Genomic DNA, 13,191 nt, shown 5'->3' on the forward strand with positions numbered 1-13,191 from the left:
GCGTAGCAATGTGTCTATTCATGAACCCTCAGTCCTGAAATCAAGCGCGGGCCAGTATGACCACCATCAGGGTCGCGCCCACCACCGTAGCGATGGCGTAGTGCCGCAATTGTCCGTTCTGGCTGCGACTCAAACCGGCGTGCAGTACCAACGCCAGTTGCCCCGCCAAACCACAGAAGGCGTCGAGCCAGTCGCGCCTCAGGCTCTGTACCAACCCCAGAAAAGGCCGAACCAGTACGCGATCGTAGAGTCCGTCGAAGCCGAAGGCCCGGTGCCACCAGCGCCAAAAAAATGCGCCTGCGCCCTCGGCCGCCAGCCGCGCCAGCTTGGGCCCCTGGGTCAAAAACAGCCAGGCACCCAGTAAAATTCCGATGATCGCGGTCGCCGAAGCGATCAGTTGCACAGCGGTGTGACCGGCGTGCGCATCGGCTCCGGGAGCCGCCGGGAATACGGCACTCAGGTCCGGCCGAAGCCAGGCACCGAGTAACGTCGACAGCACCGCCAATACCAGCAGTGGCACACTGTGTTGTGGCCCTCGACCTGGCTGGGCGTTTTCCGCTGCCTTGCTCTTCGGCTCGCCATGGAAGATGCCAACGATCAGGCGAAGTGTGTAAAGGCCCGTGAGCAGACTGCCCAGCAAACCCGCGATCAGCAGGCCTTGCTGCTCGGCGGCGAGGGCCTGCCAGAGAATCTCATCCTTGGAATAGAAACCGGCCGTTACCAGGGGCAGGGCGGCGAGCGCCGCACCGCCCACCACAAACGAAAGGTAGGCCAACGGCAGCCGGCGACGCAGCCCCCCCAGGCGACGAATATCCTGCTCGTGGCGGCAGCAGACAATCACCGCCCCGGCGGCGAGAAACAGCAGAGCTTTGAAAAACGCGTGAGTGACCAGATGAAAAACCCCTGCGCTATAGGCGCCGACGCCCAACGCCAGAAACATATAGCCGATCTGGCTCATGGTGGAATAGGCCAGCACCCGTTTGATGTCGGTTTGCGCCAGCGCGGCAAAGCCGGCCATCAGCAACGTGACGGCGCCGATCATGCCCACCAGATAAAGTACCGCCGGTGCCAGTTCAAAAATGCCGTGCATTCGCGCGATCAAATAGACCCCGGCGGTGACCATAGTGGCCGCGTGAATCAGTGCCGAGACTGGCGTGGGGCCCGCCATGGCATCGGCGAGCCAGGTGTGTAGAGGCAGTTGCGCGGACTTGCCCAGCGCCCCACCCAGAATCAACAGCGCCGCCAACTGGGCGAGTGGTTCCCCGGCGCTCCAGGCTTGGGTCGCGCGCGTCACCAGCTCGGCGATATCCAGCGTGCCAAACTGCGTGAACAGCAGGAACAGGCCCACGGCGAGAAATACATCGCCAATGCGGGTGACGATAAACGCTTTCATTGCTGCGGCGCCATTGGCGGCGTTTTGATAGTAGTAGCCAATCAGCAGATAACTGCACAGGCCCACGCCTTCCCAGCCCAGAAACAGCAGCAAGAGGTTGTCGCCCAGCACCAGTAGTATCATGCTGAACACGAACAGATTCATGTAAGCATAGAAGCGGGTGATTCCTTCCTCGCCGCGCATGTACCAGCCGGCAAACCAATGAATCAGAAATCCCACGCCGGTGATCACCGAGAGCATGGTCAGAGAGAGGGCATCAAGCCGAAGCCCGATGCTGGGGGCGAACTCGCCCACGGCGATCCAGGTATAGAGCGTCAGCGTTTGTGGCCCGGCGTTACCGAGGGCAAAATCGGCGCCGACCAGAGCGGTCACCAGGGCCGCTAAACCGACACTGCCGGTGCCGATCCAGACCGCGCCGCGCTCGCCCAGACGCCCGGCACTGAATGCCAGCAACAGGGTGCCGGCGAGCGGTAGCAGAAACGTCAGTGGTAGCAACGACACAGTCATCTCCATCATCCACGCAGTTGGCTAACGGCATCCACATCCAGAGATCGGAAATGGCGATATATCTGCAATACCAGCGCGAGTCCGACACTGGCTTCGGCGGCCGCCAGGGTGATCACCATCAGGTACATCACCTGGCCGTGGGGTTCGGCCCAGGCGGTACTGGCGACGATGAAGGCCAAACCAGCGGCGTTGAGCATGATCTCCAGGCTCATCAACACAAACATCAGATTGCGCCGGACCATGAGTCCGGCAAGGCCGATGGCGAAAAGGGCGGAGGCCACCATCAGGCCATGTTCCATGGGAATGCCACTCACGATTCACCTCCCGAGGCCCGGTCCGGTTCGGCGTCACGCCCCAGATGTGAGGCGGTGACCAACGCCGCCAGCAACAGCATCGCCGCCAGTTCCACCACCAGAAGCCAGGGGCCGAACAACAATCCGCCCACCGCTTGGGCGTCAATACTTGTCCCACCAATGACTCGGGCAACGTCCCCACGCAGCAGTGTCCCAAGTAGCGCCAGCAATAGCAGGCCCGCCAGTATTGAAGGGCCGACCCAGGTGCGGGGCTTGAGCCAGGCACGCTCTTGGGCGCTGGCATCGCTTCCGAGGTTGAGCATCATCACCACAAACACAAACAACACCATGATCGCACCGGCGTAGACAATCACCTGTAGCGCGCCGGCGAACGGGGCGCCCAAAGCAAAGAAGGTGAGTGCCACCGAAATCAGCGAGACAATCAGATATAAAAGCGCGTGTACCGGGTTGGTGCCGGTCACCACGCCCAGGCTCGCCAAGAGGGCAACCAGAGCGCTTGCGTAGAATGCCAGTTCCATAGTGCGTCATTCACCTCAGGTTTACGGCAACAGCGTTTTCACACTTTCGGGTTCGTCTTCATTTTTCGCCTTGCCTTTGTCTTTACCGCCGATGGCCATGCCGGCCACCTTGTAGAAATGGTAGTCGTGATCCTTGCCCGGTCCGTTGATCAGCAGGTCCTCTTTTTCGTACACCAGTTCCTGACGCTTATACTCGCTCATCTCAAAGTCCGGTGTGAGCTGGATCGCGGAGGTGGGGCAGGCCTCTTCGCACATGCCGCAGTATATGCAGCGGGAAAAATTGATCTGGAAAAATTCCGGGTACCAGCGACCATCTTCCTGCTCGCCTTTCTGCAGCGCGATACAGTCCACCGGGCAGGCCACCGCGCACAGGTTGCAGGCCACGCAGCGCTCTTCACCGTCGGGGTCGCGGGTCAAGACAATGCGGCCGCGATAGCGCGGCGGGAGATCGACTTTTTCATCCGGGTACTGCAGGGTTTCGCGTTTGCGGAACATGTGCCGAAAGACCATCCATAGGGTGCGCAGTACCGAATAGCTGTAGAACAAATAGCGTTTCATCATCCTTACCTTGTTAACTCGCCCGGGCCAGAATCACGGCACCGGTCACCAGCAGGTTGAGTAATGTAATGGGCAAACAGACTTTCCAGCCGAACTGCATCACCCGATCGTAGCGCGGGCGGGGCAGGGCGGCGCGCAGCAAGACGAACAGCATCAGAAAGAAAGCGGTCTTGAGCGCGAACCAGAGGAACGGCGGCAGCAGCGGCCCCTGCCAGCCGCCGAAAAACAAGGTCGTGATCAGCGCCGAGATCAGCACCATGCCGACGTACTCGCCGATAAAAAACATGCCGAATTTCATGCTTGAGTATTCGATGTGGTAACCGTCGGCCAGCTCCTGTTCGGCTTCCGGCTGGTCAAACGGGTGCCGGTGGGTGACGGCGATGCCGGCAATCATGAAGGTCACAAAGCCAAAGAACTGTGGCACCACGAACCAGAGTCCTTCCTGGGCCTGGACGATATCGCGCAGATTGAATGAGCCGGTCAGGGCCACTACGCCCATCAGTGACAGGCCCATAAAGACTTCGTAGCTGAGGGTCTGCGCCGACACCCGCAGCGCGCCGATCAGGGCATACTTGCTGGCGCTGGCCCAACCACCGAAGAGCACCGCGTAAACGTTGATGCCGGCCATGGCGAGAAAAAACAGGATGCCAATGTTCAAATCGGCCACACCCCAGCCGGGGGTGATGGGAATGATCATGAACGACAGCAACAATGTCGCCATGGCGATACCGGGGGCGAGCACGAACAGGCGTTTGTCGGCGAAAGGTGGTACCCAGTCTTCCTTGAAAAAAATCTTGATCATATCCGCGACCAGTTGCAGCGAGCCGAACGGCCCAACCCGGTTGGGGCCGTAGCGGTCCTGCCACGCGCCGAGCAGCCGACGTTCGACGACCGTCATCACCGCACCCAGCAACACCACCGCGAGCAGAATTACCAGCGCCTGTAGCACGGAGAACACGATTGCCGCCAGCTCCGGTGTCCACCAACTCATGACGAGACCTCCTCATCCAGTTGGATGCGGCTCAGGCTGACCCGGGCGCCGTTGATCAGTGCCGGGTCGACTCCGGCGGGCACCGAGACCATGCCTTCGGGCAGGTGGTCGTCGATAGTCGCCGGCAGGGTCAGTGCCTGGAACTGGCCGGTAAGCGACAACCAGTGACCGTTGCCAAGGCCAAGTCGTTCGGCGTCGGCTCTGGCAACGGCGATGTGCGCCGGTGCGCTGCGCTCGATAATGGGTGCGGCGCGGGAGGAGGTTTCCTCTCCGCCGAACAGACGCGGCAGTACCGTTAGCTGCCAGTCATCGCCCCGCACGAAAGCGTCGGGGATCGCCGCGCTGTAATTCGAGGTTTCGTTTGCCAATTCAAACAGTCGCACTCCCGGATCGCCCGCGCGCAGGTGGCCACCGATCTCATCCATAAATTTGTTCCAGGCCTCGGGGGAATTGAAGCCGGGTGCCCAGGCGAAAGGTACCACCGGCCGGGGGCGGTCGAAGCCGCTATAACCTTCCATCGAAAAGGCCAGCGCACTGTCGGGGTCTCGGGTCGGTGCCGGTTCGCTGACATCGAGGTGGGCACGCATGGCGGTGCGGCCACTGTAGCGGTGGGGGGAGCGCGCGAGTTTCTGGCCGCTGATCCGAAAGTCGGCATCGGGGGCGGCATCGACAATCCCCTCGAGGGTCGCGTTGCGTTCAGCGCAGTCCCGCACCACGGCGTCCAGGGTGATGTCGGACACCGGCTCGCTGTCGCGCTCGGCGGCCAGCGCATGCAGCCAGCGCCAGCTTTCGTGCAGTCGCGTTTCCGGGCGCATATGACGCGGTTCGTAGACCTGGAAAAAGCGTTGGCCCCGACCTTCCATGCTCACCAGGGTACCGTCGGCCTCGGCAAAGCTGGCGCTGCTCAGCGCCAGATCGGCGCGCTCCAGAGTGGCGGTGCGCTGGTGATCAAGCACGATCAGTTTGGGGGCTTTGGCAAAAACAGCGTCCAGGGTCTCGGTGGCCAGGCGCTGGTATAAGTCATTCTCCACTATCACCAGGGTGTCGGCTTCACCAGCAATGACTCGATCCAGGGCCCATTCCAAGGGTTGGCCGCCGAGCATTTCCACTCCGGTGCTGTTGGCTTCGCGCCGAATCAGACTGAGGCCGGCGTCTTGTTTACCGCACTTGGCGAGCGCGCGGGCGATGTTGCCGCACGCTTCGATGATCGCCACCGACCCCAGAGAACCGCCGCTGACCAGTAAGGGTCTGTCAGCGGCCAGCAGTTTTTCCGCAATCAGTTTGGCGGATTCACGGGTACTGACATCCAGCTCGGTCACGGCGGGCGCGTTCGGATCAATTTCATGCGCAACCGCGAATCCCAGCCGGGCGATGTCCGCCGGCGCCAGATTCCAGTGCTGTTCGGCAATACCATCGAGACCGGTGGCCTGAGGGTAGGCAGTAAACAATGGATAGCGCTTATCCTGAGCCAACGTTTTAATGGCCTCGGCGTTCCACAGCGGAATGCCGCGCTCCTCGGCCAGCTCTTCGCGCCGACCCAGCACCGCTTGGCGGATTGACAAGCCCAGCCGCGCGGCGCTCTGGATTGGATCTTCCCCCAGCACCAGAACCGCATCGTGCCGCTCAATATCGCGCAGGCTCGGCGTCGGCAGCCCGCCGCTTTCATTCAACGAGCGCATTCTCTCGACACAGGCCTGTTCGTTGCCCACCAGCCCGGTACTGAAATTGTCGTCGCCCACCAGTTGTTTGAGCTGATGGTTACTTTCCAGACTCGCACGCGGCGAGCCGATGCCGACGATGCCATTGGCATGGCGCAACAGCTCGCCGGCCCGATCGAGCGCTTCATCGACGTCGAGTTCGCGCCGTGTACCGCCGCCATCCGAGCCTTCCGGGCGCAGTGGTCGATCGTCGCGATTGACGTAGCCGTAGCCAAAACGGCCCCGGTCACACAGAAAGTAGCGATTGACCTCGCCGTGGTACCGGTTTTCGATTCGGCGAACGTCGCCGTAACGCTCACCCGCGCTGATATTGCAGCCCACCGAACACTGGTGACAGACGCTGGGCCCGAACTGCATGTCCCATTTGCGCGTATAGCGTTCGCTGTGAGTGCGGTCGGTGAAGACACCGGTGGGGCAGACTTCGGTCAGGTTGCCGGAGAATTCACTCTCCAGAGTGCCGTCCTGATAGCGACCGAAGTAGATATTGTCGTTGGCCCCGAATGCGCCCAGGTCATCGCCGCCCGCGTAGTCGCGATAGAAACGCACGCAGCGGTAACAGGTGATGCACCGATTCATTTCATGCCCAATGAAGGGACCGAGATCCTGGTTGCGATGGGTGCGTTTGTTGAAGCGGTAGCGCCGACGATCGTGGCCGGTCATCACCGTCATATCCTGCAGATGGCAGTGCCCGCCTTCTTCGCACACCGGGCAGTCGTGCGGGTGGCTGATCATCATCCACTCGATCACGCTCTGACGAAACTCCTCGGCCTCGTCATCGGCGATGGAAATCCGGGTGCCGTCTTTTGCCGGGCTCATGCAGGACATGACCAGCATGCCTTTGTCGTCGTCTTCGTCCTTGTACTGTTTGACCGCGCACTGGCGGCAGGCGCCGACGCTACCCATGGCCGGGTGCCAGCAGAAATAGGGAATTTCCAGGCCCATTTCCAGGCAGGCCTGCAGCAGATTGTGGCTGCCGTTGACTTGGTACTGTTCGCCGTCGACGTAAATGGTCGCCATCGCTTACGCTTCCTCCACGGCTGTATGCGGCCGGGCCACGCCGGCTTCGAATTCATCGCGAAAATATTTCAGCGCGCTGGTCAGCGGCATGGAGGCCCCGGGTGCATGGGCACAAAACGTCTGCCCCGGTCCCAGCCCTTTGCCCAGTTGCTGCAGCAACTCGATGTCTTCGGGTTCCCCTTCGCCGCGTTCGAGTGCCTGCAACACTTTCACGGTCCAGGGCAGGCCTTCGCGACAGGGCGTGCACCAACCGCAGGATTCGCGGGCGAAAAACTGCTCGAGGTTACGCAGCAATGCGACGATGCTCTGTTGTCTGGAAATCACCGTCAGCAGACCGGTGCCGAGGCGGCTGCCGGCCTTGCCAATACTGTCGAAATCCAGGGGCAGCTCGAGATGTTCCGGCAACAGCAAACCGGTGGAGCCCCCGCCGGGCAACCAGGCCTTGAGTTCGTGGCCGCTCTGCATACCGCCGGCCAACGCCATCAGTTCCTCACCGGTGGTGCCGATGGGCAGCTCCCACAAACCGGTACGCTCGACTTGACCGGAGACACCGTACAATTTTGTGCCGCCGTCATCGCTGCGTCCGCCCGACAACTGCTGATACCAGTCCGCGCCGTGTTGCAAAACGCCCGGCACGTTGCACAGGGTTTCCACGTTGTTGACCACGGTGGGTTTGCCCCAGGCACCGGACTGACCGGGAAAGGGCGGCTTGTCGCGCGGGTTGGCGCGATGACCTTCGAGGGAGTTCAGCAGCGCGGTTTCTTCGCCGCAGATGTAGCGACCGGCACCGGTGTGCAGGGCGATATCGAAATCAAAACCGCTGCCCGCAATGTTTTTCCCCAACCAACCGGCCTCGCGCGCTTCGTTCAGAGCGCGGGTGATCGAGACGGCGGCGGCCCGGTATTCGTCACGCAGGAAAATGTAGCCGAAGCGCGAGTTGTTGGCGTAGGCGCCGATGATCATACCTTCGATCAACAGGTGCGGCTGTTGCTCGAGGAGCATCCGATCCTTGAAGGTGCCGGGCTCCATTTCATCGGCGTTACACACCAGGTAACCGCGCGGAATGTCTTCGCCCTGCAGCGTCAGGCTCCATTTCACGCCCGCGGGAAAACCGGCGCCACCGCGACCGCGCACATTGGCCTCTTTGACGATATCGATCACTTCGCTCGCCGAGTGTTCGGTAAGCGCGCGTTGTGTGCCGACGTATCCATTTTTTCGCTGGTATTCGGCCAGGTCGATAGACTCATTGTCCTCGCGCAGACGCCATGTCAACGGATGACTGTCTTCGTGCCGTTCACTGGCCGGCTGGCGCAGCTGGCTGCGGTAGCGCAGGCGATCAATAGTGGCATTCACGAATAGGTCTCCAGTAATTCGTCGATATCCTCTGGCCTCACAGGACCGAAGGTATCGTCGTCGATCATCAGCGCCGGCCCCCGGTCACAGGCGCCGAGGCAGCACACCGGCAGCAGGGTAAAACGACCGTCTTCGGTGGTTTGCCCATAGCCGATGCCGAGCTTTTCTTCGAACGCCGCCCGCAGCGTGTCGTAATCGTTCAGAAAACAGGAACTGCTGTCACACAACAGAATCACATGCCGGCCCACCGGCTGGCGAAAAATCAGACTGTAAAAAGTCGCCACGCCCTCGACGTTGGCCGGCGGCAAGCCCAACGCTTCGGCCACCGCGGGGATGGCGTCGTCGGGTACCCAGCCGTAGCGGCGTTGGACAATCTTCAGCGCTTCGATGCAGGCTGCCTGGGGCTGCTCGAAATGCTCACACTCTTGCTGCATCGCCTCGCGGTCGGCGCGCTCAAGCTCGAAGCGGTCGCTGGCGATAGTGTTTACTGTCTGCTCAGTACTCATCAGCGGTCCGCATCTCCCATCACGAAGTCGATACTGCCCAGATGCGCGATCAGATCGGGCACGAAGCCCCCGCGCATCACCGCCGGTATCTGTTGCAGGTGGGCAAAGCTCGGCGTGCGGATTCGGGTCCGGTAGCTGGCGGTATTGCCGTCACTGGTCAGGTAGTAGCTGTTGATCCCTTTGGTGGCCTCGACCATCTGTAGCGATTCGTTCGGCTGCAGCCGCGGGCCCCAAGACACCTGCACGAAATGGGTAATCAGGGTTTCGATGTGCTCAAGCATCCGCTCGCGCGGCGGCGGTGTGGTCAGGGGGTGGTCAGCCTTGTAGTCGCCCTCGGGCATATGATTCACGCACTGCTGAATGATGCGCAGGCTCTGGCGCATTTCCTCAATCCGCAGCTGACCGCGATCGAAAACATCGCCGTTGCCGCCCAGTGGAATCTCGAAATCGAAATTGTCATAGCCGGAGTAGGGCCGTTTTTTGCGCAAATCGAAATCGCAGCCGGTGGCGCGCAGGTTGGGCCCGGTGACGCCCCATTCGATCGCCTCGGCGGTTGTGTAGGCCGCGATGTTTTTGGTGCGCTCGCGCACGATGGCGTTTTGCATCATCGCCTTGTCGTACTCCTTCAGGCGCTTGGGCATCCAGTTCAGGAACTCCTGCATCAGGGGTGCCCAACCGCGCGGCAGATCCTGCGCCAGGCCGCCGATGCGGAACCAGGCGGGATGCATGCGAAAGCCGGTAATTGCCTCGATCACTTTGTAGGCTCTCTGGCGATCACTGAAGGTATAGAACACCGGCGACATGGCGCCCAGGTCCTGCAGGTAGGTACCGAGAAACAACAGATGACTGGTGATTCGGAACAGCTCGCAGAGCATCACGCGAACCGTTTTGACCCGCTCCGGCACCTCGATGCCGGCGAGCTTTTCCGCCGCCAGAATGTAGGGCAGGTTGTTCATGACCCCACCGACATAATCGATCCGGTCGGTGTAGGGAATAAAACTGTGCCAGGACTGACGCTCGGCCATTTTCTCCGCGCCGCGATGGTGATAGCCGATATCCGGCACGCAATCGAGAATCTCCTCGCCGTCGAGCTGAAGTACGACGCGAAACGGGCCGTGGGCGGAGGGGTGATTGGGGCCGAGGTTGAGGAACATGAATTCGGCGCCGTCGCGTTCGCGCTCCATACCCCAGGCTTGCGGGTCGAACTGCAAACTCTCCTGCGCCTGGCGCTGACCTTCGACGGTCAGCGTGTAGGGATCGAACTCGGTGGCGCGGGCGTTGTAGTCCTTGCGCAGGGGGTGGCCGTCCCAGTTGGGCGGCATCAGGAGGCGGGTCAGGTGCGGGTGACCGGTAAACTCGATGCCGAACAGGTCCCAGACTTCGCGCTCGTACCAATTGCCGTTTTTGAAAATGTCCACACAACTGGGTAGTTTCAGGTCCTGCTCATCAAGTGCGACTTTCAGCAGGACATCCGCGTTTCGCTCAATCGATACCAGGTGATAGAAAACCGTAAAGTCGGAAGCGGGCAGCCCCCGACGGTGGCTGCGCAAACGCTCATCCACGGCGGAAAGGTCGAACAACATTGAAAAGGGGCGCTCAACCCTGCGCAACAGTTTCAAGACATTGAGCAGCTCATTGCGCGCAATCCACAGCACCGGCATGCCGGTCAGGGTTTGTTGTTCTGTCACCACCGCAGCGTCGCCGAGTTCGCGCCCGATCAGGTCGAGCAGATCGGCGGTAGCGGTATCGTTGGCGGTGGTGACTGTGTTCATCGAAGCCCCTCTTGTGTGTGTACCCCTAAGGTCTGTTAAAGGCTGTCTGGCGTATGCAGTTCGGTGGCCTGGATTCGGTTGTCCCGTTTTTTCTCCCGTTGTGAGGGCATATCGGCGCGGTAAACCCCCTGGTCGCCCACGACCCAGGACAGCGGCCGACGCTCTTCCTGAATGGAGTCCTGCAGCAACTGCAGGCCTTCCAGAAATGCTTCCGGGCGCGGGGGGCAACCTGGCACGTAAACATCCACGGGCAGGAATTTGTCCACGCCCTGAACCACCGAGTAGATGTCATACATGCCACCGGAATTGGCGCAGGATCCCATTGAGATCACCCATTTGGGTTCGAGCATCTGATCGTAGAGTTGCTGGATCACTGGCGCCATTTTGATAAAGCAGGTGCCGGCAATCACCATGAAGTCCGCCTGCCGGGGCGAGGCCCGGATCACTTCGGCGCCAAAACGGGCCACGTCGTGGGGTGCGGTAAAGGCGGTCGTCATTTCCACATAGCAACAGGAGAGGCCGAAGTTATAGGGCCAGAGGGAGTTTTTGCGACCCCAGTTCACCGACGAATTCAGCATGTCTTCCAGCTTACCGGTAAATACCGTGCGTTCGAGCTGTTGTTGCATGGGGTCGTCGACGCGAGTGCGTTCGCCCAGCGGATAGGCATCGCCATCTTGCGCCTGCGGTCCGTCTGCTCGCGTTAGCGTGTAAGCCATAGCAATCTCCCGGCGGCGTTCGTTGGACAATCGTCACCGACGCGAGCACTTCCCGCAGCCGGTGGACGGCGTAAGCAATCAGGTGCGCGTGGAATCAACCGGACTGCGCGGCTGGGGCGCCCAGTCCAGCGCGCCGGTGCGGCTGTCATAGAGCAGCCCGGCAAGCAATATGAGTATGAAGAGGGTGGCGGCCCAGAAACCGATCCACCCGGATTCAGGCAGAGATACTGCCCAGGCAAATAGGTAGACGGCCTCAATGTCGAAGATCACAAACAACATCGCGACCAGATAAAACTTGACCGAGAATTTCTGCCGGGGCGCGCCCGTACCCAAGATGCCGGACTCGAACGGCAGCGCTTTCTCTCGCCCACGGGAGCGTCCGCCCAGCAGCCAGGAGGCCACAATCATGAAGGTGCACAAACCGAACACGGCCAGTACAAAGAGTCCGATAGCCCATTGCTCGGCGGCCGTTGATGTCAGAGTCTGCTCCAAGATTGTCGTCCCCGGTAATCGTTGGTCGCTACTGCCGAAGTCAGCCCTGGCATGTCCGGCTGCTCGGGCAACTGCTCAATTTAGCCTAGAGAAGGTTAGGGGATATGTCAAAAGTAGAGGGGCGCCAACAACGAGAGAGGGGAAAGAGGAAGTGAGCAATTTGCGCGATCTGCAAAAAGAAAAGGGGCGTCGTTGCCGACGCCCCTTGGGGTACTGCTGGGGCGCTATACGCGCTTTTTCAGATGGTCCTTGATCTTCTCGCGCATGTCTTTGACCGCGCGCACCGTGGTGTCCCAGTCGATACAGGCGTCGGTGATGGAAACGCCGTATTGCAGGTCTTTCAAATCGTCCGGAATCTTCTGATTACCGGCACCAATGTGACTTTCCACCATCAGACCCACGATGGACTGGTTGCCCTCCATAATCTGGTTGGCGACATTGTCCATTACCAGGGGCTGAAGCTCGTGGTTCTTGTTGGAGTTGGCGTGGCTGCAATCCACCATGATATTGGCCGGAGTCACGCCAGCTTTTTCCAACTCCTGCTCACACATGGCGACGCTGACCGAATCGTAATTCGGCTTGCCGTTGCCACCGCGCAACACGACATGGCCGTACTGATTGCCACGGGTATGGATGATCGAAACGCGGCCTTCGGTGTTGATGCCCAGAAAACGGTGCGGACTGGATACCGACTGAAGCGCGTTGATCGCCACCGTCAGGCTGCCATCGGTCCCGTTCTTGAAACCCACGGCGCCGGAGAGGCCGCTGGCCATTTCCCGGTGGGTCTGGGATTCGGTCGTGCGCGCGCCCACGGCGGACCAACTGATCAGGTCCTGCAGGTACTGCGGGGAAATCGGATCGAGCGCCTCGGTGGCGGCGGGCAGGCCCTCTTCGGCGATGTCCAGCAGCAGGCGACGGCCGATATGAAGCCCTTCCTCAATCTTGAACGAGTCGTTCAGGTAGGGGTCGTTGATCAGGCCCTTCCAGCCGGTGGTGGTCCGGGGCTTTTCAAAATAGACGCGCATCACCACATAGATGGTATCGCTGACTTCGTCCGCCAGCTTTTTCAGCCGCTGAGCATAGTCTTTGGCGGCTTCCACATCGTGAATGGAGCAGGGGCCGATCACCACAAAAATCCGATGATCCTTACGATCAAGGATATTGCGAATCGTTTCCCGGCCCTGGGTGACAACCTCCCGGGCTTTGTCGCTCATCGGCAGCTCGCGCTTGAGGTCGGCCGGTGAGATCAACAGCTCCTGGGAGACTACGTTGAGGTCGTCTACTTGAGTGTCTGTCATTGAGTTTTCGTCCATAGGAAGCGATTGTCGATTAACAG

The 13,191-nt window shown here is 60.6% G+C and carries 12 protein-coding genes; all 12 read right to left on the reverse strand.

Features of this window, described 5'->3' with window-relative positions; translation table 11 throughout:
* Window positions 1-40: 40 nt before the first annotated feature.
* Window positions 41-1,900, reverse strand: a complete 1,860-nt coding sequence (gene nuoL, locus G547_RS0107075; RefSeq protein ID WP_245573405.1) for an NADH-quinone oxidoreductase subunit L — start codon at window positions 1,898-1,900, stop codon at window positions 41-43.
* Between the two features lie 5 nt (window positions 1,901-1,905).
* The gene (gene nuoK / locus G547_RS0107080; protein ID WP_027329252.1) at window positions 1,906-2,214 is read right to left on the reverse strand and encodes an NADH-quinone oxidoreductase subunit NuoK; all 309 of its coding nucleotides are present in this window, start codon (window positions 2,212-2,214) and stop codon (window positions 1,906-1,908) included.
* The gene (gene nuoJ, locus G547_RS0107085) at window positions 2,211-2,732 is read right to left on the reverse strand and encodes an NADH-quinone oxidoreductase subunit J (RefSeq protein ID WP_027329253.1); all 522 of its coding nucleotides are present in this window, start codon (window positions 2,730-2,732) and stop codon (window positions 2,211-2,213) included. The genes nuoK and nuoJ overlap by 4 nt, the downstream gene beginning before the upstream one ends.
* Window positions 2,733-2,753: 21 nt before the next feature.
* The gene (nuoI, locus tag G547_RS0107090) at window positions 2,754-3,290 is read right to left on the reverse strand and encodes an NADH-quinone oxidoreductase subunit NuoI (RefSeq protein ID WP_211224518.1); all 537 of its coding nucleotides are present in this window, start codon (window positions 3,288-3,290) and stop codon (window positions 2,754-2,756) included.
* Window positions 3,291-3,303: 13 nt separating this feature from the next.
* Window positions 3,304-4,281, reverse strand: a complete 978-nt coding sequence (nuoH, locus tag G547_RS0107095) for an NADH-quinone oxidoreductase subunit NuoH (protein WP_027329255.1) — start codon at window positions 4,279-4,281, stop codon at window positions 3,304-3,306.
* Window positions 4,278-7,016, reverse strand: a complete 2,739-nt coding sequence (gene nuoG / locus G547_RS0107100) for an NADH-quinone oxidoreductase subunit NuoG (RefSeq protein ID WP_027329256.1) — start codon at window positions 7,014-7,016, stop codon at window positions 4,278-4,280. Before nuoG ends, nuoH begins: the two co-directional genes overlap by 4 nt.
* Before the next feature lie 3 nt (window positions 7,017-7,019).
* On the reverse strand, window positions 7,020-8,369 hold the full coding sequence (gene nuoF, locus G547_RS0107105; protein ID WP_027329257.1) for an NADH-quinone oxidoreductase subunit NuoF: 1,350 nt from the start codon (window positions 8,367-8,369) through the stop codon (window positions 7,020-7,022).
* The gene (gene nuoE, locus G547_RS0107110; protein WP_027329258.1) at window positions 8,366-8,875 is read right to left on the reverse strand and encodes an NADH-quinone oxidoreductase subunit NuoE; all 510 of its coding nucleotides are present in this window, start codon (window positions 8,873-8,875) and stop codon (window positions 8,366-8,368) included. Before nuoE ends, nuoF begins: the two co-directional genes overlap by 4 nt.
* Entirely contained in the window at window positions 8,875-10,647 is a 1,773-nt protein-coding gene (nuoC, locus tag G547_RS0107115; protein WP_027329259.1) for an NADH-quinone oxidoreductase subunit C/D, read from the reverse strand. Before nuoC ends, nuoE begins: the two co-directional genes overlap by 1 nt.
* A gap of 35 nt (window positions 10,648-10,682) precedes the next feature.
* The gene (locus G547_RS0107120; protein ID WP_027329260.1) at window positions 10,683-11,363 is read right to left on the reverse strand and encodes a NuoB/complex I 20 kDa subunit family protein; all 681 of its coding nucleotides are present in this window, start codon (window positions 11,361-11,363) and stop codon (window positions 10,683-10,685) included.
* Window positions 11,364-11,441: 78 nt separating this feature from the next.
* On the reverse strand, window positions 11,442-11,855 hold the full coding sequence (ndhC, locus tag G547_RS0107125; protein WP_051234970.1) for an NADH-quinone oxidoreductase subunit A: 414 nt from the start codon (window positions 11,853-11,855) through the stop codon (window positions 11,442-11,444).
* Window positions 11,856-12,079: 224 nt separating this feature from the next.
* Window positions 12,080-13,153 (reverse strand): 3-deoxy-7-phosphoheptulonate synthase, encoded by a 1,074-nt coding sequence (locus tag G547_RS0107130; RefSeq protein ID WP_027329262.1) that lies wholly within the window; start codon window positions 13,151-13,153, stop codon window positions 12,080-12,082.
* Between the last annotated feature and the right edge of the window lie 38 nt (window positions 13,154-13,191).

Origin of the sequence: Marinimicrobium agarilyticum DSM 16975, from assembly GCF_000423345.1 — a bacterium.
Taxonomy (GTDB): domain Bacteria; phylum Pseudomonadota; class Gammaproteobacteria; order Pseudomonadales; family Cellvibrionaceae; genus Marinimicrobium; species Marinimicrobium agarilyticum.